General features: G+C 38.9%; 18 protein-coding genes. 11 read left to right on the forward strand and 7 right to left on the reverse strand.

The annotated features are described in order from the left end of the window. Positions 1 to 34: 34 nt before the first annotated feature. Positions 35 to 1153: a glycosyltransferase family 4 protein gene (locus ACC612_RS05005; protein ID WP_371853366.1), complete on the forward strand. Its 1119-nt coding sequence runs from the start codon at positions 35 to 37 to the stop codon at positions 1151 to 1153. Here ACC612_RS05005 and ACC612_RS05010 read toward each other — a convergent pair. Genes ACC612_RS05010 through ACC612_RS05025 form a run of 4 tightly spaced genes read right to left on the reverse strand, consistent with a single transcriptional unit; the run spans position 1144 to position 6485 of the window. Next, positions 1144 to 3294 (reverse strand): DUF2206 domain-containing protein, encoded by a 2151-nt coding sequence (locus tag ACC612_RS05010; protein WP_371853367.1) that lies wholly within the window; start codon positions 3292 to 3294, stop codon positions 1144 to 1146. The two genes, ACC612_RS05005 and ACC612_RS05010, sit on opposite strands and share 10 nt — an antisense overlap. A 12-nt stretch (positions 3295 to 3306) precedes the next feature. Beyond that, positions 3307 to 4437, reverse strand: coding sequence for a glycosyltransferase family 4 protein (locus tag ACC612_RS05015; RefSeq protein WP_371853368.1), 1131 nt, complete (start codon positions 4435 to 4437; stop codon positions 3307 to 3309). 2 nt (positions 4438 to 4439) lie between these two features. After that, positions 4440 to 5417: a glycosyltransferase family 2 protein gene (locus ACC612_RS05020; protein ID WP_371853369.1), complete on the reverse strand. Its 978-nt coding sequence runs from the start codon at positions 5415 to 5417 to the stop codon at positions 4440 to 4442. An 18-nt stretch (positions 5418 to 5435) separates the two neighbouring features. Next, entirely contained in the window at positions 5436 to 6485 is a 1050-nt protein-coding gene (locus tag ACC612_RS05025) for a glycosyltransferase family 2 protein (RefSeq protein ID WP_371853370.1), read from the reverse strand. 497 nt (positions 6486 to 6982) lie between these two features. Between ACC612_RS05025 and ACC612_RS05030 the strand changes: the two genes are divergently transcribed. From ACC612_RS05030 to ACC612_RS05055, 6 genes are all read left to right on the forward strand, one after another. Then, a complete protein-coding gene (locus tag ACC612_RS05030) occupies positions 6983 to 8038 on the forward strand; it encodes a M42 family metallopeptidase (RefSeq protein WP_371853372.1) in 1056 nt (351 codons plus the stop codon). 164 nt (positions 8039 to 8202) lie between these two features. Then, entirely contained in the window at positions 8203 to 9705 is a 1503-nt protein-coding gene (locus ACC612_RS05035) for a (R)-citramalate synthase (RefSeq protein WP_371853373.1), read from the forward strand. A 52-nt stretch (positions 9706 to 9757) separates the two neighbouring features. Next, positions 9758 to 11449, forward strand: a complete 1692-nt coding sequence (locus ACC612_RS05040; RefSeq protein ID WP_371853375.1) for an acetolactate synthase large subunit — start codon at positions 9758 to 9760, stop codon at positions 11447 to 11449. Beyond that, positions 11446 to 11931, forward strand: a complete 486-nt coding sequence (gene ilvN / locus ACC612_RS05045; RefSeq protein WP_371853376.1) for an acetolactate synthase small subunit — start codon at positions 11446 to 11448, stop codon at positions 11929 to 11931. The genes ACC612_RS05040 and ilvN overlap by 4 nt, the downstream gene beginning before the upstream one ends. Before the next feature lie 24 nt (positions 11932 to 11955). Beyond that, the gene (ilvC, locus tag ACC612_RS05050; RefSeq protein WP_371853377.1) at positions 11956 to 12963 is read left to right on the forward strand and encodes a ketol-acid reductoisomerase; all 1008 of its coding nucleotides are present in this window, start codon (positions 11956 to 11958) and stop codon (positions 12961 to 12963) included. 82 nt (positions 12964 to 13045) lie between these two features. Beyond that, entirely contained in the window at positions 13046 to 13570 is a 525-nt protein-coding gene (locus ACC612_RS05055; protein ID WP_371853378.1) for a nitroreductase family protein, read from the forward strand. Positions 13571 to 13755: 185 nt separating this feature from the next. On the opposite strand, the gene ACC612_RS05060 is transcribed toward ACC612_RS05055, so the two are convergent. After that, positions 13756 to 16089 carry a DNA topoisomerase gene (locus ACC612_RS05060; protein ID WP_371853379.1) on the reverse strand — a complete coding sequence of 778 codons (2334 nt, stop codon included), beginning with the start codon at positions 16087 to 16089 and terminating at the stop codon, positions 13756 to 13758. A gap of 446 nt (positions 16090 to 16535) precedes the next feature. Here ACC612_RS05060 and ACC612_RS05065 point away from each other — a divergent pair, with 446 nt between their 5' ends. Next, positions 16536 to 17933 (forward strand): hypothetical protein, encoded by a 1398-nt coding sequence (locus ACC612_RS05065; protein ID WP_371853380.1) that lies wholly within the window; start codon positions 16536 to 16538, stop codon positions 17931 to 17933. 169 nt (positions 17934 to 18102) lie between these two features. After that, positions 18103 to 18411: a hypothetical protein gene (locus ACC612_RS05070; RefSeq protein WP_371853381.1), complete on the forward strand. Its 309-nt coding sequence runs from the start codon at positions 18103 to 18105 to the stop codon at positions 18409 to 18411. A 51-nt stretch (positions 18412 to 18462) separates the two neighbouring features. Here the strand turns inward: ACC612_RS05070 and ACC612_RS05075 are convergent, their stop codons facing one another. Together ACC612_RS05075 and ACC612_RS05080 are read right to left on the reverse strand one after the other, a co-directional pair. Continuing rightward, positions 18463 to 19704, reverse strand: coding sequence for a DUF2254 family protein (locus tag ACC612_RS05075; protein ID WP_371853382.1), 1242 nt, complete (start codon positions 19702 to 19704; stop codon positions 18463 to 18465). Between the two features lie 248 nt (positions 19705 to 19952). After that, positions 19953 to 20375: a DUF5658 family protein gene (locus ACC612_RS05080; RefSeq protein ID WP_371853383.1), complete on the reverse strand. Its 423-nt coding sequence runs from the start codon at positions 20373 to 20375 to the stop codon at positions 19953 to 19955. Positions 20376 to 20550: 175 nt separating this feature from the next. Between ACC612_RS05080 and thiC the strand changes: the two genes are divergently transcribed. Continuing rightward, the gene (gene thiC / locus ACC612_RS05085) at positions 20551 to 21828 is read left to right on the forward strand and encodes a phosphomethylpyrimidine synthase ThiC (RefSeq protein ID WP_371853384.1); all 1278 of its coding nucleotides are present in this window, start codon (positions 20551 to 20553) and stop codon (positions 21826 to 21828) included. A gap of 120 nt (positions 21829 to 21948) precedes the next feature. Further along, a complete protein-coding gene (locus ACC612_RS05090; RefSeq protein WP_371853385.1) occupies positions 21949 to 22590 on the forward strand; it encodes a MarC family protein in 642 nt (213 codons plus the stop codon). The last annotated feature ends 116 nt before the right edge of the window (positions 22591 to 22706 follow it).

Here is a 22706-nt window from a genome sequence, read left to right on the forward strand (position 1 = left end):
AGGCACCATTGCCTCTTTCTCCAGAATTGATAACATGAAAATAGCAATTGTTGTCTTGAAATTCCCGCCTAAATGGCTTGCTGGAACAGAAATCGCAACTTATAACATTGCAAAGAAGTTAGCCAAAAAAGGTCATGAAGTTCATGTAATTACAATGTTGGATGAAGGATTGCCTGAATATACAATGGAAGAAGGCTTCTTTGTTCATCGGGTTTCTTGTGCAAAGTCCTTTTTGAGGACTTTTTCGATGTGGTTTAGATTCTTTTTGAAAATTAGGTCGATCAATCCTGATATAATTCATGTGCAAAGCATACCGCTTAGTGTTCCTGCGTTCTTTATGCGCATAATCTCAAATAAAAATTATATTGTATGGGTTCAGGGATCTGATATCTATACTCCCACTGTTTTTCTAAAACTATTTTCTGCAGCTCTTCTCAAAAAAGCTTCCACAATTATTGCTTTAACCGAGGGTATGAAAGCAGAGATTGACAAAAAATACAAAATGAATAGTGTTGTAATCCCCAATGGAATTGAATTATATAAATTTAAAACCGAACTAACTGGTCTATCAAAGCTGCAAACTGGTTCTTATTCATCTGATACTGATCAGAACATCATTTTTGTAGGGACTTTAAGGCAAATTAAAGGTGTCAGATATCTTATTGAGGCCATGTCCATAATGAGACTAAATAATCCTCATGTTGAATTGATGATCGTAGGGGATGGTGAAGAGAAAGAATATTTGCAAAAATTGACATATGATTTGAATTTGAATAATTGTGTATCTTTTGTCGGTAAAGTTCCCAATGATGATATTCCTAAATATATGAAGGAAGCAGATCTCTTTGTTTTGCCAAGTTTATCAGAAAGCTTTGGAATTGTAAACATTGAGGCTATGGCTTCCGGTCTTCCTATTGTTTCAACTAATGTAGGTGGACTACCTGATCTGATAAAAGATGGAATCAATGGTTTTTTGGTAAACCCCGGAGATCCGGCTGCAATTGCAGAAAAGTCATTATTTATTTTGAATGATAAGAATTTGAAAAAGAGAATATCTCTAAATAACCTCTCTGAAGCTAAAAAATACTCATGGGATTATGTTATTGAAAGATTAGTAGATGAATATAATAAAGTATATTCTCATCATGAGTAAAACTCTGCGGCATCATTCGTATATATCTTGTTCTTCATTCCAATAGAATCATAGACAGTTGACATATCAAGATATAAAGTGCTATGAGCTTGCACTGGGTCTTCAGCCAGAAATACATTTCCTTTTACATTCTGTAGTCCAAAATAAATATACTCTTCATTTGGAGGTTCATTTATGTTAAGAATGCGGACATTACCTGGAGCAATAACTCCGTACCCTGAAATCTCAGATTGCCTGGAAGTATCGGTATATACATCCTTTTGTCGAATACCATTTTGAGATATCCATTCACAAGCGACTACATTTTGTTCATATATGGGTGATACTACAAAACGGGTCCAATTTGAATAGCGTGCTGGATCGATTTCATTTTTTGAGAAAATGTTAACATGTATATTTGTCGGATTGTCCGTTATTTCATAAATAAAGCCGCTGTTGAATAATAAATACGGTATCAATATCAATAAAGTACAAAAATATTTAGTATTCTCTGACTTTAGTAACGGATTATTGTATAAATATGATGTCATGAGAAGAATCGTTTCTATCCCTTGTAAAAACATAGGTGCAAGCCAGATCAAAATAATTGGATATATTCTATTCATGTTAAGGCTGCTGGCAAAATGAGGAACCACCATGCATGCAATTAATAGAACCATGCTTACGATAGAATATAAAAAGAACTCTTTATTGTATTTCATTTCTTTGTACTTTATCAATGTGTACAAAAAACCAATAACAATAACTGCCTGGCAACCGCTGATCCACAAGTTCCCCAATGTATGCCAGATAGGCAAATCCATAATTCCAACCCCTACTCCTCTGGATATGTCCGCATCAATTGAATTAGCGGACACCAGGTCATTAAAAATAGTATCAGTCATTTTTGTAAATATTTCTACTGCAGAGTAGAAGATACTCGCACTAGCTATACAGATGAACCAGGAAAATGCCATAAGATAACTAATTATTACTATACTCAATTTGATTGTTGCATTTTTTAATCTGAATATAAGTATTCCAATCCATACAAGAGTCAAATATAATATATATATATATGCTGTTCCATAATGTGAAACGATTAGGGACCAGGAAAATATTATCAGTAATGTTAATTGTTGGAATTCAGACAGTTTTTTATTTAATAGTACTATCATCAATAAGATAAGATATAATTCTGCAATCTCCTGTCTTGGAAGCCAGAGCATTACTGTAAAGAATGAAAAAAAAGAAACAAAAAAGATGCATGAGTAAAATGATTTTTTAGGTCCTATCTGCAGATTATACACATAGTATAAGCCAACAGGCACAAGTGCGTAAAGGAATGAAAAAAATATTTTGTACATCCAAATGAAGTCAATATCAACTATGTTTGAAAATGCAATTGGCAGTATGTTTACACTAAGCATTGAATTCAAATTTCCAACATTAAAAAGATTCCAGTATGAATTACTTTGCACATGCTGAGCAAAGTAATATTCATATTGTATGTCCGAACCAAAAAGATATGGGGACACAAGTGCTCTGCCTAAAAGCAAAGAGAGGGCAATAATAAATATAGAACCCGCATAGAATTTTTCCGGGATAATATTATCATAATCAACCAATATTATAAAAATAGTTATTAACGTGATACAAGTCAACGACAATATTGTGTTCTTATAGAAACGAGTGATCAAAGCTCCGAGTATGCTCATAGTTAAAATTAGTAACAAAAAAAGACCAGTTTTGATCGATCTCTTATCTGGATGAAAGTTACTAATATTGAAATTGTACCTAAAATTTCCAAATCTGTACGATATAAGGGAAAGATCAATAATAATAACATTTACATTTAATAATAAAATAGATGTTAATAAAGGAGTAGGGATTCCCATGAATAGGTATAACAAATTCGTTATAAATCCAATACCCATCAACACTGCAATACTAAGACCCACAATAAGAACAAGTTTTTCAAAAAAACTCATTGGAGGCAGGTTCAGCAATTTGTATAATAGGGCTCCTGGAATAATTGTAATGAGTAATATTCCAAATATTTGCCTAAATAGTGGAATATCCAATATAATTGATACATCTGCTACGAAAAGAATTGAAATTATGCCTAAAAGTGAGTTTTTTCCGTTTATATTAAAAGGCATTCATACCTTCCGTTAGATATTCTTTATTATATACTCGTATCTCTCGACAGCTTTTTCAAAAGTGAAGTTCTGCTCTATTAATACTCTTGCTCTCTCACTAACCTTTTCTAAATCTGGTTTTTCAAGTGCACTAGTTATGTTTTTAGCAATGCAATCGGGAGAATTGTTCTCCATTATAAATCCAGTTTCTGCATTTTTTATAAAATCAGGTATGGATCCCACAGATGTAGCAACTACAGGAGTTCCGCAAGCCATAGCTTCAAGCATGAGGTTTGGCAGTCCTTCTGTGTATGAAGGTATGACAACTAACTTTAGTGAATTTAAATAAAATGGCAACTCATTATGTTGCACCCATTTTTTTATTTCTACCTTCTCAGACAAATTGTTCTTCTGGACATATTGTTCAATTTCATTTTTTAATATGCCATCGCCAATCAGAAGAAAATGAACATCTGGCTTTCTTTTTAATATCTCAGGAATAGATTCAACAAAATTAATTATGCCCTTTTCATTGCTAAATCGTCCAACATATCCTACCAAATTATCTCGTTGAGACAAGTTTTTAGTGAATTTAAATGTGTTAAAATCTAAAAAATGCTTTGGGGCAATTGATATTTTACTGCTATATGAATTTAAATCCCATTGCTTAATCAAAATGGGTGAGTAAAGCACTATGCGGTCAGATAATGAGCAATTTATTCTGGAGATAGGCCTAATAATATCGTAAAGCTTACTCTTTTCAGATTTCAGAGATTCTGTGATGGAACCTGCAAAGACTAATATCACTTTTTTTTGTAAAAGCTTAGCAGTTAACATTGGAAGCAGTAAATAGTCGCCTCCGATAAAGAAGATCCATAGATCTGTTTTTTGTGACAGCCGAGCTATTCTATAAGACATTTTTAATTGAGTATTTATGTATTTAAATATCCATTTCAATACGTTTTGTGCATTTTTCCTATGCATGCAATTGATTTCATATGCATTGAGCCGTGAATCATTTTTGAAAAAACTGTACCCGTCATTTCCGGTTATAAGGTGTGTAGTTTTTGAAATGCTGCAGACTATGTCTACAAGATTTGATAACGGTATGTTCCCTGAATTACTGGTGGGAAAGGTTAGTATCCCAATATTTCTTTTTGTCATTTTTACCGCTGAATCAATTGTGAAATTACTCCTAATCCATACATCACATGCTGCAAAGGCAATATGAATAGGGCTTTAAGTCCATAGATCGATCTCATTTTTATGCTTACTTTCAAGGCAGTGTATGAGACCAGGATAATATACAGAAGAGTCAAAAATCCTAATAACTTCAATATGATACTATACTTTAAAGAAATCGCAATCCCAATTATTGTGATCAGTATAGCGAAAGCTGGTATAAATGCATACCATCGGACAACACCTTTGTGTTTCTTAAAAAGCTTTACCATCCATGAACCATATCTGAACATTTGAGTTGAGAAAGATTTGGTATTACCTCTGCGATGATGGTACACTTTTGCTTCAGGAATATACAGGAATCTGTATCCTTTCTTTCCAATTCTGAAGTTAAGGTCACAATCCTGTCCAACTACAAAAGTCTCATCGAAATACCCGATGTCTTCAATTATTTGCTTTTTGTAGAATGCATTACAATTCGGTATGGATTGCACATATTTCCTTTCAGAGGAATTACTTGACTGTGCAGAGCCTCCTGATCCTAAAAAAGTCTCCTGGGTATAACCCACTACACGGGCAAACAATGAGTCCGTATTGAATATTAGGTTTGGACCACCAACACATGCAACATTTTCAGGAGCATTTAACATTTCATTGACTAACGTGCTCAGCCATGATTTATCTGCCCGGCAGTCTCCATCAGTAAATGCGATATATTCTCCTTTTGCTTCTTTAACACCAAGATTCCTTGCAGCAGCCACATTCTTTTTTTCGTTCAGGAGAAGCTTTACAGGGTATTGCCTGACAAGGTTTTGAGTATTGTCCGTAGACATACCGTCAACCATAATTATTTCATAAAATTCCTTTGGATAATCCTGATCGAGGAGAGACTCTATACATTCAACAATATACCTTTCTTCATTTCGGATTCCAACCACTATTGAAACAAAAGGATAACTCAAACGTTTTTCACCAACCCTTTATTGTATTGATTTCATTTTCTTCAATAACTGAGTAGTAGCATGCAAATTCAGGGCACTGAAAATTGCCAGCGAGCCCACCATAAAAAGTAATACCATTAGAATTGCTGGTCCAAATGGCACATAACCTCTGGTATTGTATGAGTTAATCACAACTCCTCCAATGACCAGTCCTGCACAGAATAAAATCACTCCCGGCAACCCAATATAGAAAAGAGGGTGTTTGTACTCAATTTCAGTGACAATACTCGCCAGTACCTTCATCCCATGTACTACTGGATTGTGTGTGGAAGTGTCTTCAATATCGTACCTGCAGGTAATAGGTACTTCTTTTACTTTCAAGCCTTGATCTTTTATCTGCAACAGGATTTCTGAACCAGCCGCCATCCCTGTGTTCCCAATTCTTATTTTGTTTATAGCATTGGCAGAATACGCACGGAAGCCACTCTGGGTGTCTGTGATTTTTGTATCTCCGCCCCGATTTGTAGCAAAATCCAGTACCTTCATGCCTATTTTTCGATACAGAGGAATCTTGACAGTGTGGTTTTTGAGAAATCTTGAACCAATGCAGACATCTGCTTCATTATTTAGAACTGGTTGTAAGACCTGCTGGATATCTAAAGGATCATGCTGTCCATCAGCATCCAGTATTACCATTGCTGCAACCTGCATTTTCTTTGCAGTTTCAAAGCAAGTGCGTATAGATGCACCATATCCCATATTCTGTTCATGGTAAACGACGGTGGCACCACAGGCAGTTGCGATCATGGCAGTGGCATCAGTACTTCCATCATTGACGACTATGACCTCATCTACGTAAGGTTTACATCCGACAACGGTTTTTCCAATGAATTTCTCTTCATTGTAAGCAGGCATTGCAGCTATTGTTTTTCCATGAGTGCTGAATTCCTGAGATTCATTTAAAATAGTGGAATCTATAATTGCATTGCATTCTTTCTTTTTCAAAAAATTAATAGTATTTGCAGTAATAGTACTGCAATTGGTATCAGCATCTTCCAGAGGTACTGGTTCTACTATCTCAGAAGCCATATGTAGTTCCTCCTGAAATAGTAACTCTGACACATCGAGTATTTATTTTGCCAGAGTTAGTTGTATATGTTTTTACAGTCATGCCTAGCCTCTCAACGAATGAGCTAATAAATCCTTAACAAGTCTTTATTTGAGCAGTTCTTTTCCTACAATATATAATACTATTAATATAATTAAAGTTTATATACTTTCGGATTGTTAACTTCTTTACACTTCCTTCACTTGACTTTGACCTGTTTAGAAATATCAGAGTCTTCTTTTTGATATTAAGTTTTTACAAAAAGTTGAATTGATAAAAAGATCTAAAAATAGTATTGATAGCAAAAGCAAACAGTATTTATTTGATATTAGTCTTACACTTTCTCAGGGTGCAGTTAGAGTAAGCTTCAGCATACAGCAAAGGATTCTTTTTTTTCTATTTTTGTTTATATTTTACATCTATATCTTTATACAAGCAGTTCCTATTATCCTGCAATAATTCAAAAAAGAGGATTTACATGGAACAACTGATCGATTCTTTGAAAAAGCTATCCAATGCACATGGCATTTCCGGCCATGAGGATAGCATTCGTGCCATAATGGAGGCAGGACTTAAGCCCTATGTGGATGAGGTGACCACTGACAAGCTGGGCAATCTCATAGCTACTAAAAGAGGAGAAGGACCATCAATTATGATCGCTACTCATATGGATGAGATCGGTCTGATGGTGCAGTATATTGACGACAAAGGTTTCCTGAAGTTCGTAAAGATAGGTGGCTGGTTCGATCCTACATTGCATAGCCAGAGGGTTGTAGTACACACAAAGAATGGTCCAATACCCGGAGTTATTGGCTGCAAGCCTCCTCATGTGATGAAAGAGGAGGAAAGGAAGAGACCTGTGAGATCCGAAGACATGTTTATCGACGTAGGTGCCAAGAATCGTGAAGATGCTGAAAACATGGGCATCAGTGTAGGAACAGCGGTTTCCATGGACAGGGAAGTAGTTGCTCTTGCAAACGGCAAGATCACAGGCAAGGCTTTTGATAACCGTGCCGGTTGTGCTATTCTGCTGGAAGTAATGAGGCAACTTGCAGACAAAAAGATCAATGCAACTGTGTATGCAGTTGGAACCGTGCAGGAAGAGGTTGGCCTCAAAGGTGCTCGTACAGCAGCCTTCGGTCTGGACCCGGATATAGCCCTTGCAGTTGATACGACCATATCAGGCGATCACCCAGGCATCGATAAAAAGGATGCTGCAGTAGAACAGGGTAAAGGTGGCGTAATCACCGTTGCAGATGCCTCTGGTCGTGGTCTTATTGCTTCGCCTCAGGTTGTAAAATGGCTCAGGGAAACTGCTGATTCAAAGTCTATTCCGTACCAGCTTGAGGTAGGGGATGGCGGTACCACAGATGCTACTGCTATACACCTGACAAGAGACGGTATTCCTTCCAGCGTCATAAGCGTGGTTACCCGTTACATCCACTCTCCTGTGGAAGTATTGGACACAGCTGATATGAAAGCATGCGTGGATCTGCTGGTAAGCTCAATAGAAACTATTGACAAATATTTCTGATGCCTGCATTTCAGGTACAATTTTTCTATTTTTAAAAATTACGTTTCTCACTGTTGATCGTGAAGAATCGTGATAAATCTATCGATATGCATATATAGTATAGAGATATCGATGTAGTGTTGTTGGCTTTGCCAGCAGACAAATACCTGTGAGGGATTGTATTATTGGAAAACATCCGCTTTTTGGACACGACTCTTAGAGACGGTGAACAGACGCCCGGCGTGGCACTTACTAAAGAGGACAAACTGGCCATTGCCCGCAAACTCGATGAGCTGGGAGTGCACATAATTGAAGCCGGTTCAGCCATTACTTCCGAAGGGGAAAGGGAATCCATCCGCGCTATTACAGCTGAAGGTTTAAACGCTGACATCTGCAGCTACTGCAGGATCATGCAGCAAGATATAGACTATGCGCTTGAATGTGACGTGGATTCCATTCATCTTGTAGCTCCTGTATCCGATCTGCACATCAGTGTTAAACTCAAAAAGGATAGGGAAGCAGTAAAACAAATGGCTATTGAGACTACAGAATACGCCAGAGAACATGGGCTTATAGTAGAGCTTAGCGGAGAAGACGCTTCCAGGGCGGATATAGATTTCCTGAAGTCCATATATCATGCAGGTATTGAAGCAGGTGCAGAGAGGCTTTGCTTCTGTGACACAGTAGGCATGCTGGTACCTGAAAAAACAGAGGCCATATTCAGGGATCTTACAGCATCAGTAAAGGCACCTGTGAGCATACACTGTCATGATGATTTTGGTCTTGGAACATCAAATACTGTAGCTGCACTTAGAGCAGGTGCTAAGGAAGCACATGTGACCATCAACGGCATCGGAGAAAGGGCAGGTAATACATCCCTTGAAGAAGTCGTAATGATACTTGAATGGCTGTACAAATACGATACAGGCATTAAAACAACTGAACTTTTCAAGACTTCAAGGCTTGTAAGCCGTCTTACGGGCATACCTGTAGCTCCGAATAAATCTCTTGTCGGAGGTAACGCCTTTTCACATGAGGCAGGTATCCATGTGCATGGTCTCCTGGCAGATACATCCACCTATGAGCCAATAAGCCCGGAAATACTCGGACGTAAGCGTAAGATAGTAATGGGCAAACATGCAGGCAGAAGTTCTGTGTCCCTGGCCATAAAAGAAATGGGATATGATGTTCAGGATGCACATCTTAACGAGATCCTCAAGAGGGTAAAAGAACTGGGTGACTTTGGTAAACATGTTACAGATGCAGATCTCCAGTCTATTGCAGAAACCGTATTGAACATCCAGTGTAATTCCAGGGTTAAGCTCGAGGACTTCACTGTAGTATCAGGTAACAGAGTAACGCCTACGGCTTCTGTCAAGCTCAAGGTCGATGGCGAGGAAGTGGTCCAGGCAGGTATCGGTGATGGACCTGTGGATGCTACTATCCAGTGTATAAAGAAAGCAGTTGCTGGCGTTGGCGATATCCAGCTTGAGGAATACCATGTAGATGCTATTACAGGAGGTACTGACGCTCTTGTGGAAGTACTTGTTAAACTTTCAAAGGATGGAAGGATGATAACCTCCAGAGGAGCACGTACTGACATCATCATGGCTTCCGTAGAAGCAATGCTTAATGGTATCAACCGCTTGATACAGACGGAATCACAAAGTAAAATGCAGGATATGTGACAAACATAAATATACCTCTAAAACATTAATTCATGACCAGCAGAGTGATTGAATGACAGGACAAACAGAAAAGATGACAGGTGCAAGAGCCATCATCGAGTGTCTGTACAGGGAAGGCGTAGATACGATATTCGGATATCCCGGAGGTCAGGTGCTTCCAATTTATGATGCACTTTATGACTCAAAGATACGCCATGTACTCGTACGCCATGAACAATCGGCTGCCCATGCAGCAGATGGATATGCCAGAGCAACGGGTAAAGTAGGAGTATGCTTAGCAACATCCGGTCCGGGAGCAACTAACCTGGTTACAGGTATAGCCACAGCTTACATGGATTCGATACCAATGGTAGCTTTGACCGGACAGGTACCGCTGCCCATGATAGGGAACGATGCATTCCAGGAAGCTAATATCACGGGCATAACACTGCCCATAACAAAACACAATTATCTTCTGCAGGATGCAAATGATATTCCAAGGATCATGAAAGAAGCGTTTCACATCGCTTCTACCGGCAGGCCAGGTCCAGTGCTCATTGATATTCCTAAAGACCTTACTACTGAGCTGATAGAATTCTACTATCCTGAAAAAGTAAAGCTTCGCAGTTACAATCCGACTTATGAAGGTAATCTGCAGCAGATAAAGAAGGCTGCTGAAGAGATATCCAAATCATACAAACCTGTTATATATGCAGGTGGCGGAGTAATCAGTTCAAATGCCAGTGAGTATCTTCGTGCACTCGCAGAAAAAGTGCAGGCTCCTGTAACTACCACACTTACTGCAATGGGTGCTTTCCCTGTGGATCATCCATTGTTTATCGGTATGCTAGGTATGCATGGTACTAAATATGCCAATTATGCGATACAGGAGTCAGATCTGGTTATCGCTGTCGGTGCAAGGTTCGATGACAGGGTTACAGGCAAGATCAAGTCTTTTGCAGCTAATGCTAAGATCATTCACATAGACGTAGATCCGGCAGAGATATCCAAGAATGTGCGTGTGGATATCCCAATAGTAGGTAATGCAAACAAAGTGCTTGAAGACCTGCTTAAATATGTTGAAAAGGCTCCGACCGAGGAGTGGCTGAAAAGGATAGCACACTGGAAGAAGTCTTATCCCCTTCATTATATTGATGGCAGTGGTAGTATCAAACCCCAATATATCATTGAACAGATACATGATGCCTGCAAGGATGCAATCATTGTTACGGAGGTCGGCCAGCACCAGATGTGGGCAGCACAATATTTCAAGTTCAGCGAACCTCGTACTTTCATATCCTCCGGAGGACTGGGTACCATGGGTTTTGGATTCCCGGCATCCCTGGGTGTAAAAATGGGTAAGCCTGACCGAGTGGTCTTTGATATATCGGGTGATGGTTCGTTCCAGATGAATTCCCAGGAATTGGCTACTGCTGTACAGGAGAATATTCCTGTGATAATCGCTATATTCAATAACGGTTATCTGGGAATGGTCAGGCAGTGGCAGGAACTCTTCTTTGATAAGAGGTATTCTTACACCTGTATAAGAGACAGTGTTGATTTCGTTAAGCTTGCAGAGGCCTATGGGGCACTTGGGTTGCGTGTTAAACAGCCCTCTGAGGTAAGGCCTGCAATTGAACAGGCAATAGCATCCGGAAGACCCACTCTCATCGATTTCTGGATTGAGTGTGAAGAGAACGTATCGCCTATGGTACCTGCAGGAGCGGCTATAAACGAAATTTTGGATCTGGAGAGGAAAAAATGAAGCATACACTTGCAGTCCTGGTAGAGAACAGATATGGTGTACTCTCGCGGGTTGCCGGTTTGTTTGCCCGCAGAGGATATAACATTGACAGTCTGGCTGTGGGAGTAACCGAGGATCCTACAATATCCCGTATGACAATTGTCGTACGTGGTGATGACCTTGTATTGGAGCAGGTCACAAAACAGCTAAATAAATTAATTGATGTCATCAGAGTAACAGACCTTGGGTCCGAGGACACTGTGGAAAGGGAGCTTGCTCTCATTAAGGTCAATGCAGACGTAAACAATCGTTCTGAGATCATGCAGATAGCAGATATCTTCAGGGCAAAGATCATCGATGTTGCGAGCAAGTCCATGGTGATAGAGGTAACGGGTGACGAGAATAAGATCAAGGCGATAGAACAGTTGCTTAAGCCCTTCGGAATAAAAGAAATGGTGCGTACAGGTAAAATTGCCCTACGCAGAGGTCCGAAGGGTGTATAATATTAAACCTGAGAGGTAATTCAAATGGCAGATATGTACTATGATAAAGATGCAGACCTTGGAGTTATGAAAGGTAAGAAGATAGCAGTTATGGGATATGGCAGTCAGGGGCATGCTCAGGCCCAGAATCTGCATGATTCCGGACTTGATGTTATTGTAGGTCTGCGCAAAGGCAGCAAACGCTGGCAACAGGCAGAAGAGGATGGCCTTAAGGTCATGACTGTAAAAGACGCAGCTAAAGCAGCTGATATTATCCAGATCCTTTTGCCTGATGAAACTCAGTCTCAGGTCTTCTACGAGGAGATCGAGCCCGGACTTGAGCCAGGAAATGCTCTTGTTTTCTCCCACGGTTTTAATATCCACTATAATCAGATCGTGCCTAAGAAAGACATTGATGTATACATGGTCGCACCAAAAAGCCCGGGACATCTTGTACGCAGGACCTATAAAGAAGGCCATGGAGTTCCAGGTCTTATTGCCGTTTATCAGGATGCCACCGGAATGGCAAAACAGTTAGCTCTGGCGCATGCAAAAGGTGTAGGCTGTACTCGTGCAGGAGTATTTGAAACTACTTTCCGCGAGGAAACAGAGACTGATCTCTTCGGTGAGCAGGTAGACCTGTGCGGTGGAGTAGCTTCTCTAATCAAAACAGCTTTTGAGGTTCTTGTTGAAGCCGGTTACCAGCCAGAAATGGCCTATTTTGAGACAACACATGAACTGAAGCTCATTGTAGATCTCATTCACGAGGGTGGCCTTGAGAAGATGTGGTATTCAGTATCCAATACGGCTGAATATGGTGGTATGACAGTTGGACCAAAGGTAATTAATGAACTTTCCAGAGAAGCTATGTATGAAGCTCTCGAACGCATCCAGAACGGACAGTTTGCAAGAGAGTTCGTACTCGAGGGTAAGGCTAACAGGCCAGTGCTCACAGCTATGGAGCGCCAGGACCGTGAACACCCTGTTGAAGAGGTAGGCCGCAAGTTGCGCGCAATGATGCCATGGCTTAACAGCGGGCTCAATGAAAAGTAATTTTTCTTAAATCTTACTTTTTTACTTTACTAAAAGGCGTGTTTTATATACAAAAACACGTCACCTTTTTTGAAGTGATATCATGCAGGGAACTATAGAGACCATTCTGTCAAGAAGAAGTATCCGCAGTTATACTTCTGAACCAGTGGAAAGAACAAAGATCACACAGATCCTGGAAGCTGCCCGGTGGGCACCATCTGGTCTTAACAACCAGCCATGGAAGTTCATAGTAGTTCAGAACAGAAACAGCATCGATGAATTAGCCGCTTGCACACGCTATTCTTCTATTGTAAAGGGTGCTAGTCTCATTATTGTTGTTTTTCTGGATACTTCTGAGATGTACAATCATACAAAAGACGCTCAAGCTATAGGTGCTGCCATACAGAATATGCTGCTTGCCTGTTGCGAACTTGGACTTGGGGCAGTCTGGCTTGGAGAGATACTGAACAATAAAGAACAAGTGAATTTGATTTTGAAAGCTCCAGAATCTCTTGAACTCATGGCTGCACTTGCCATAGGGTATCCTCGTGGGCCCACAACTACGTCTTCTCGAAAAGAACTTACAGAAATAGCCTTTGAAGAGCTCTATGGCAATCAATGGAGGTAAAGACAAAGGTACCATCCGGAATTAAGGAGGTTAAAGGATATATTTTGGATTTAGACACCAGTTTGGTAGTAGAATGCTTTCCAGATATGACCTTTGTCTCTAAGCTGTACTATGCAGTTATTATATTTAAAGTATTTGTTCGCAACTCGACTAATCAAGGATAATTGATTTAAGATTAACTCAACTCAATTTGAGGCCTTTTTTCTTTTAAGTACTCCACAGCTACGATTTACGCAGGTTTCAACGGCATCCTTCTCTTTTTCTTTTGTACGGATCAGTTTCCAGCCACAGACTTCACACCTGCGCTCAAGTATCGTGAGCCTGCCTTCCTGGGGCAAAGATTGGGTGCGCCCACATCTTTTACTACAACCCAGAAAACGCGCATCTTTTGTGGTAATAAGGCACATCTCTCCATCGCAGATGGGGCATGGGCCTACTACTTCAGGAGGGAAGCATTCTTTTACCTTCTCGCATGCAAAACAAGGTCCTATGCCCACTGACCAGCAATACTTGTTTCCCACTTTTATTACGGCAGCTCCACCTTTAGGACACTCTTTCGAGCGAAGTACGGAAAGAGCACCTTCTTTAGGTAGAGGGTAAGTTTTTCTGCATTGTGGGTACCCTGTACACCCTACAAAACGTCCTTTGTCAGTACTTATAATGCGTAGCACATGTCCGCATTCCGGACATTTGCCAATGTAATTCTTCTTGTCCTCTGTTGCAGTTTCATCATTTATGGATCCTGCAAGCCGGGATACAATGGAGTTTCGGCTTTCTGTAAGCTGTGCATACATCATTTTGATAAGCTCTGTTCCCTCTGCAACTGCAACATCGAAATTCTTTGTGCCATCTTCTACTTCCTGCACAAGGGACTCTATTCTTGCCCTTATTTCCGGCTTAACTACAATAGGTACTGATGTACTGAGAGCATCCATTAAACTAAATCCAGTTTCCTGGATTATAATCGTCTTACCTTTTGTCTCAAAATATCCGCGTTTTTTGTTTGTTTCTATATGTGATGGAGCTGTTGCTTTTGTACCAATGCCGTGTTTATCCATCAGGGTTAGCAGTTCAGCTTCAGTAAGATGTTTTGGAGGAGTTGTCTTAGAAGCAATATTCTCCAGTTTTTTGACCTTGACTTCTTCTTTCTCCTGGATATCAGGCAGAAACTTGTCATTCTTTGTTTCGAAAGGATAGACTGACATCCAGCCCTCGCTTTTCATTACTGAACCGGAAGCATCGAATAATTCTTTCTCGACACTAATCTCAAGGTGTGTCTTTTCAAATTGAGCTGCAGGCATGAGATTTGCAAGAAAATGCCTGGATATCAGGTCATATATCTTGCCTGCTCCTTCGATCTTAACAGCTTTTTCCACTTCCTTTAAAGCAACAGCTTTTATTGGATGAATGGGTGGATGATCATGTCCATCCTTTGTTCCGTTACGGGCAGTGATATCTCCCGCTGAAAGTATAGCAAGTGCATGTTCCTTATATTCTGTGGCTGTAAATGCTATTACCTTTGACTTGAAATCAAAATCATCGGCATATTTGTTTGTTTCAGTTCTTGGATAGCTTGTAAAACCGTTCAAGTACAGCTGTTCAGCTATTTCCAGGGCAGATTCCGGGCTAATGTTCAGGAACTTGGATGCACGTTTGAGAAATTCGGTGGTGTTTAAAGGATATGGAGCATTTGTCTTTATTTCGGAAACACTCTTTTTTGTAACTATTCCGATCTTACATGCCTTAATTCGGTTGAATATTTCAACTGCCTTTGCTTTGTCCTTTATGTTGCCTGCCCGGTGACTTCCTTTAAAATCCATTTCCTTTGCGTGGAAAAGTGCTTCTATCTTCCAGAAATCCTCAGGATTGAATTCTTTTATGGACTTTTCTCTTTCATATACGAAGCCACATGTAGGTGTCTGGCATGGTCCGATGGAAAGGATATCTTTGGTGCGTGCTCTTTCTCTTACAGCCAGGGTAAGATAGCGGGTAAAAGCAGCACCCATTTTAAGATCAAGTATCTGACGGGCATCTGCAGACATTGCCATGGCTGTATCAGGTTCTAAAGGATTATCAAAAGCCTTATTGATCTCAGAAGCTGATAATGAAGAGAATCTTGCCCTTTTTACAGGAGCTTTTGAAACTCTGGATGCAAGTTCCTTTGCTTCAAAGCCAATGTTTTCTCCTTCGCGGTCAAAATCGCAGGCAAGAATTATCCCGTCGGCTCCCTTGGACAGAGAAATAATAGCATCTGCAAATGATTTTTTTGTCACTGTTTTAACAGGTGCAGTATCGATCAATTTTCTCGGGTCCACAGATTTCCAGTCATTTAGTTCAGGTGGGAAATCATAACCCATAATATGACCGGAAAGGCCCATTACCTGCCATTCTTTGCCATCCTTGCGAAATACGTAGACAGGGACACCTTCCACAAGCTTTCTATCGGGCTTCCCTCCGCTGAGAATATTCGCTATCTGTGAGGCAGCTTTGTTCTTTTCGGTAAATACAACAACAGTCATGATATATATTGCACCTTGTCAGAATAGTGCGCGATACATTAGAACTTCTAACTGGCACCGGTATGGGAAATTACTAATGTAATGCGCACTTTTCCTTATTATGATAAGAGATGGTATCCTCCAAGACATTACCGTACGGGAATGGAAATGATATATTTCACCGTCCCCCCGGACCCGGAAAGACACACGTATTCACTGACATATTATTGTCAGCATATAAATAAAATTCCCATGCAACTGATCAAAGAAAATGAAGCCGAACAGATTACACAGACAAGTTTCGAGAAGTATCGTGCACAGGTCATGTACTACGGAGGAAGCCTCTAATCAAATCCATGATTCATGAATCACTTGCACCGGAAACTAAAAATGATAAGCCTGTGAGAATATAGCATGTGATTGAGTGACGTTCGACTTTCTTCCATCTTAATATATGATGTGAATCTATGACAAAAAAAGTTCTATCTCTTAATTATGAATTCCCTGGCAACGAAGTAGATACATTGTCACTCCGCTCTTCTCAGTCGCTCTTAGATGCTGATATAATCATCATTGAGCCTAAAATCGTGGGCTACAATCGTTTTATTGATCACTCAATCAAACAGCTAATTGACAAATCCGATTCCACGATTCTTATTAAAGATATAGCAAGAAGGAAAACAGAACTTAGTGCATGCTTAGAGAGTGGGAAAACAATCATTGTATACTTCGGAGAAATTAAAGAAGTGCATGTTTATACTGGCGAGACTAAAACATCTGGACCTGGGAAAAATGCAAAAATAACTGATTTTGTCACTCCACTGAATCCTTTAGAGGTACTCCCTTTTAATATTGGAAATGTTGTATCTTCGCATGGTACTGAAATTATAATTGTAAAGGAACTGGGCTTTTTATCAACTTATTGGAAACTTTTTGCCAAATATTCTAATTATCAATCTTATATTGAAAACGATAGATTGAAACCTCTTCTTAAAACAAAAAACGGAAACAAAATAGTGGGAACAGTTATTAAAGTATCAAAGGGAACAGTAATTATCCTTCCAAAATTGGTGTATCCAGATAGTTGCACTGATATAGATGACGATGATGTAGAAGTATGGACTGATGAAGGAATAGAGTTTGGGAAAAAGTTGCTTCATTCAATCATTGAGATTGATAAGGCGATACATCAAGAAAATAATATAACTCCAAAACCAGATTGGGTAAAAAATTCTACATATCAAAGTAATACAGAGAAGGAAATAATATATAAAATTGAAAAAGCAGAAGATGAAATTCGTAAGCTTGAAAATGAGATAAGCGACTTGGAGTCAGAACTGGCAGAAGAAGAAGCAATTAAAAATTTACTTTTTGAAGCGGGGAAGCCATTAGAAGATGCCATAATTTTAGCTCTTAAGATTTTAGGTTTTTCTGTTGAACGGTACATAGAGGGCGACTCTGAATTTGATTCTGTTTTTGTTTCAGAAGAAGGACGTTTTCTTGGAGAAGCTGAAGGTAAAGATACAAAAGCTATTGCTGTCGATAAGTTTAGCCAATTAATGCGTAATCTTGCGGAAGATTTAAAGAGGGAAGAAGTCGATGAACCAGCTAACGGAGTTCTATTTGGTAATGCATATCGACTAAGCAAACCCGAAGATCGCGAGGAATTTTTTACACAGAAATGCATAATAAGCGCTAAGAGCCATGGAATTGCTTTAGTTAGAACTCCTGATCTTTTTTGGGTTGTAAACTATTTAAAAGAAAATAACGATTCAGGGTATGCAAAAAGGTGTCGGAACCAACTGCTTGCATCAAAAGGAGAAATAGTTAAGTTCCCAGAAATTCCAAATAATGAAAAGATATAAATTAACTTTACCAAAAAAAAGCTTGATCAGTTCCCAGTTTTTCAACATCAGAACTAGTTCACTTGTACTAATTGCATAGATTGTAGGTGTGGGAAAGATACACTATATTTTAAGTTGCAAAAATATTGACATAAATGTTATATATAATCTTTTAAATATAATCTTTGAGATGACAGATGAAGAACTTGGTAGTTTTATAACAAGATGGAATGAATTCATTAATGAAATTAAAAATGGTAATCAAATAAGTGAAAAATATAGATATAATATACAGCAACTATTTGAAGAAGAATTTATGTGTCTTAACAATAATAGAATAAGGTATGAATTGTTATCACGTGACAAAAACCCTATTCTGGATTGTGAATCAAGGCTTAACCAGGCGTTAATTTTAAAAGGAAATGATGAAAATTTTAGTAGCAAGTTGTTTAGTAAAATTACTGTCAACATAAACTCCTTAATTTCATTCTTAAAATAGGGAGCGATGAACATCCTCTCAAGATATAAATTCATCTTAGAAACATCTTTTTTAACTGGTTTTATTACGTTTCTCTTTGTGGTATCTAGTAATTTCTTCCAAGGAAAAATCAATACATTTTGATAACGTTTCTATTTTTAGTTTATCAGTTTCATTTTTAAAATTTTCGGTAGCGGAAAAAGCTGAAATTCTAGCAATATCAATTTCTTTGCTTATGGCATTAATTGCAACCGCTCGCAAATTAAAAATAATTTGAACCATCGTGTCTACATCTCTACTTTTTAGAATAAAGTAACCTATCTCAGTATATATTTCTATCAAGTGTTTTAGTAATACTTCGCAGTAGACTCTATCCATAGATTCATGAGTAAAAATGTAATTTGTCTTTTCAGCTATTAATTTTAGACCATACTTCGCTGTTTTAAAATCATGTATTCTAAGTGATCCTCTCACAATATCAACTATTGGTTGAATTGGATCTTTTTCATAAATAATGACTTTATCGCTAGTTTCATAGAAGTTGTATTCTTCTCTAATTTCCATCATGATACTATAATCTATATCTTCTGAATACTTTGACTGCGTTATTTTTTTCTCGTAAATTGAAGAAAGGAGAGTTTTTTTTGTAATATTTTCGCTTAGCAGTTTCATTATAGTTGTAGGATTTAGTAAATCAAGTGTATTCCACATATAAGGGATTAAACAAACAAAAGAAAACACTCCTAAAATAAGAACTGCAATAGAATGGTTCATATAATCAAAATCATCCACCCCTATTTGTTTGAGAACAAGAAGGGTGTAAGTCATCGTTCCTAGGTAAACAACCAAAATGATCCATAAATCCGGATTTTTTCTCTTAAAGATATCAACTATCCTCGTAGAATAGGATGAAGAAGTTTGTTGAACCCCTACTAAAGTCAAAGATATAACTATCGCTAAAATCGCGGCTTCGCTTTGTACTAAAGTGCTAAACATGTACCTTGCACTATCAGGGTTTGTGTCTAAATAATCATAACCTACTAAGACGAAACCTAGCCCAAAAGTTGTTAACAAAAATAGAAATGAATAAAAAGCACTTCTATTAGCCCAAACTCTTGATATTTCACGAGGCATATTGACTACATATGCATAAAATATGGCTATAGCTATTGAAGAGATTATAGATTCAACATAGGTTTTTTCAGCCATTACTCCAAAATAATTCGTAAACCAAAGGCTGGAAAATAGTACAACAAAAAATGTTGCTATAGCTCTTAACCATCTATTTTTAAGTAAACCTTTTAAAGAAATCATTTAGTGAAAAATCTAATTTTTACAATATAAGTCTATTGTAAAGTTTTTATGTTTTGCATCATTCCTACTATTCCAATCTTTCCTCACATGTTCATTGCATCAGTTCTTGTCCGCGAATCCATCAGCTCGCCTGGACTTGCAGAACCGAGCCACAAGGGCCGAATAACAGATACGCCAGATGTTATATTAAGAAAATTATCAAACTGACTGACATTATATAATTGATACTAAAAAATCCCCTCCCGGCCTTAAACCAAAAGGCCGGAGGCGTAGCTTAATATCAAATAGACAGGACTTGTATATCCTTCCATCACAAGCACGTTGTTAAGTATTATCAATACTCCCATTATTGCAATGGTGTGTCTGAGCGCATCCCATGCAAAAGTTTGATTATGTTTTTTTCCTGCAGAGAAACGTATAATATAAGTATAGCTTCCCAGCAGTGCCAGCATAAAGAACACCTTAAACAATACTATGCTATAGAGTCCGTGAATGGAAGCGAATGTGGATACAATCGGGTTGCCTTCATACGCAAGACCAGTTTCTATTGCATATATAGTGGTCAGAAGATCACCTATTACATAGAATAACAGGACGAATTTAATGTCCTTCAGGAATCTGTAAAGATCCACACCGTAAACTAATGAACTGTTTTTTATACTCAGGGCCATCGTACCACCGTGACCTTGCCGCGTTTTTACTACGTAGCAATGAGTAAGTCTATATACCTGAATATAAAGATGTCTACACTGGAGTATATGATACTACTCATAATGATGATACACTTTACTAAATAACTTAATGGCAGCAAAAGGCTTTTATCTTGATGTTCATACGGGGATATCAATGACACTGATGGAAGATGCAAAAAAGGGGATCATAACTCCCCAGATACAGGAAGTAGCCAAAGCAGAAGGTATTGATCCGGACCTTGTACGTTCCTGTGTGGCAAAAGGCATCATTGCTATACCTGATAACCCTGCAAGGAAATCAAGGTCTGTTGGGATCGGCAGGTACATGAGCACTAAGATCAATGCGAATATCGGTACCTCCAGAGATTATATCAATGTAGAGGAAGAGATTGAAAAAGCGAAGACTGCAGAAAAGTTCGGTGCTGACGCTCTCATGGACCTTTCTACAGGTGGGGATCTGGATAGCATACGTTCCATGATAATGAAAGCAGTCAATATTCCTATCGGTTCTGTGCCTATCTATCAGGCGGCTTCATCTCAAAAAGCAGTTGTGGATATGACATCCGATGACATGTTCAATGCCGTCAGGAAACATGCAAAAGACGGAGTGGATTTTGTCACAGTACACGCAGGTGTCAACCTCAACTCCATGGAAAGGATAAAGAAAGGTGAGAGGATCACTGAAGTTGTGAGCCGTGGAGGAGCATTCACCCTTGCATGGATGTTGCATAACCAGGCAGATAATCCATTTTATACGGAGTATGATTACCTCCTGGAAATAGCTTATGAGCACGATATGGCTGTAAGCCTTGGGGACGGAATGAGGCCGGGATGTATCCATGATGCATCAGATGGGGCCATGTTCACTGAAATAGTCACCTTGGGTGAACTTGTGAAAAGAGCACGTGCTGCAAATGTGCAATCCTTTGTTGAAGGTCCAGGGCATGTTCCGGTAAATGAGATCGAAACATGCGTAAAGACCATGAAGAGCCTTTGCCTTAATGCTCCTGTTTATCTTTTGGGTCCCTTAGTAACCGATATAGCTCCCGGATATGATCATATTACGGGTGCTATTGGTGGTACTCTTGCAGGTATGTATGGTGCGGATTTCCTGTGCATGACAACTCCCTCTGAGCATCTCGCACTTCCAAGTGTGAACGATATACGGGAAGGAACCATTGTTACAAAAATAGCGGCACATGCAGCGGATATTGCAAAAGAAGGTCAAAGGGAAAGGGCACGTGCAATAGATGACAAAATGTCACATGCACGTCATAACCTTGATTGGGAAGAACAGTATCGTTTGGCAATCGATGGAGAAAAAGCTCGCAGCATCAGGGAAAGCCGGGTAACCGGAAGCGATGCCTGTTCGATGTGCGGTGATCTCTGTGCCATGAAAATAGTGAAAAAGGCTCTCTCAAAAGAGGAATAATTATATTCTGCATCTAATATCTCGTTGTGAGAATAAGGCTTTTATTCATTCCATGTTAATATATAATAACTATTCGTACAGAAGATTTCAGTTAAAATAACAACTCCTCAAAGATCAAAAATGGATGACCTGGCCTTTCTCACATATGCTTTTATTTCTATCTTCGTGATAGTGAATCCAATTAGTGGAGTTGTCACTTTCATATCTCTTACCAGCCGCATGACATTTGAGGAGAAAAACGCTCTTGCAAAAAAAGCTGTGTTCCTTGCCTGTATTATAGCTCTTTTCTTTGCTATTACGGGTAATTTGATGCTGGACCTTTTTGGTATCAATGTAGATTCGTTACGTATTGCCGGTGGCATACTGCTTTTTCACGTAGCATTAGATATGATGTTCGCAAAGGTATCGCGGGAAAGTATCACTGAGCACGAGATAAGTGAATCACAGGAACGGTCTGATATCTGGATTTTCCCTATTGCTCTGCCGCTTTTGACAGGTCCGGGAACTATCACCACGGTCATTGTCTTTATGGGAAGTACGGTTTCCTATGGTCAAAAATTCCTAATAGTACTCAGTATATTGCTCACATTCCTTGTGTGCATGGTAATATTCCTCTCCTCCAGGCGTATCTATAATCATATAGGATATACTGGTATGCTGGTGTTTACAAGAATAATGGGATTATTCCTTGCAGCGTTAGCTGCGGATTTCGTTACAACAGGAATCTGGAATGTATATACTGCTCTTTCTTCGGCTTTGTAGAAATCCTCATTTGAGCAATACATATAACTTTGACATGCCTGTCAAGGTTATGTATCAATAACTTGATTTTAACCTCTTTTACTTGATTCCAGTAGTTTTTTGCCTTAATTTCTTCA

Source organism: Methanomethylovorans sp. (genome assembly GCF_041447285.1).
Lineage (GTDB): Archaea > Halobacteriota > Methanosarcinia > Methanosarcinales > Methanosarcinaceae > Methanomethylovorans.

Bases quoted from the DNA above. Each gene is read 5' to 3' on its own strand.
- ACC612_RS05005 (WP_371853366.1), top strand. From the start codon at position 35: ATGAAAATAGCAATTGTTGTCTTGAAATTCCCGCCTAAATGGCTTGCT.
- ACC612_RS05010 (WP_371853367.1), bottom strand. From the start codon at position 3,294: ATGCCTTTTAATATAAACGGAAAAAACTCACTTTTAGGCATAATTTCA.
- ACC612_RS05015 (WP_371853368.1), bottom strand. From the start codon at position 4,437: ATGACAAAAAGAAATATTGGGATACTAACCTTTCCCACCAGTAATTCA.
- ACC612_RS05025 (WP_371853370.1), bottom strand. From the start codon at position 6,485: ATGGCTTCTGAGATAGTAGAACCAGTACCTCTGGAAGATGCTGATACC.
- ACC612_RS05030 (WP_371853372.1), top strand. From the start codon at position 6,983: ATGGAACAACTGATCGATTCTTTGAAAAAGCTATCCAATGCACATGGC.
- ACC612_RS05040 (WP_371853375.1), top strand. From the start codon at position 9,758: ATGACAGGACAAACAGAAAAGATGACAGGTGCAAGAGCCATCATCGAG.
- ilvN (WP_371853376.1), top strand. From the start codon at position 11,446: ATGAAGCATACACTTGCAGTCCTGGTAGAGAACAGATATGGTGTACTC.
- ilvC (WP_371853377.1), top strand. From the start codon at position 11,956: ATGGCAGATATGTACTATGATAAAGATGCAGACCTTGGAGTTATGAAA.
- ACC612_RS05055 (WP_371853378.1), top strand. From the start codon at position 13,046: ATGCAGGGAACTATAGAGACCATTCTGTCAAGAAGAAGTATCCGCAGT.
- ACC612_RS05060 (WP_371853379.1), bottom strand. From the start codon at position 16,089: ATGACTGTTGTTGTATTTACCGAAAAGAACAAAGCTGCCTCACAGATA.
- ACC612_RS05065 (WP_371853380.1), top strand. From the start codon at position 16,536: ATGACAAAAAAAGTTCTATCTCTTAATTATGAATTCCCTGGCAACGAA.
- ACC612_RS05070 (WP_371853381.1), top strand. From the start codon at position 18,103: ATGACAGATGAAGAACTTGGTAGTTTTATAACAAGATGGAATGAATTC.
- ACC612_RS05075 (WP_371853382.1), bottom strand. From the start codon at position 19,704: ATGATTTCTTTAAAAGGTTTACTTAAAAATAGATGGTTAAGAGCTATA.
- ACC612_RS05080 (WP_371853383.1), bottom strand. From the start codon at position 20,375: ATGGCCCTGAGTATAAAAAACAGTTCATTAGTTTACGGTGTGGATCTT.
- thiC (WP_371853384.1), top strand. From the start codon at position 20,551: ATGACACTGATGGAAGATGCAAAAAAGGGGATCATAACTCCCCAGATA.
- ACC612_RS05090 (WP_371853385.1), top strand. From the start codon at position 21,949: ATGGATGACCTGGCCTTTCTCACATATGCTTTTATTTCTATCTTCGTG.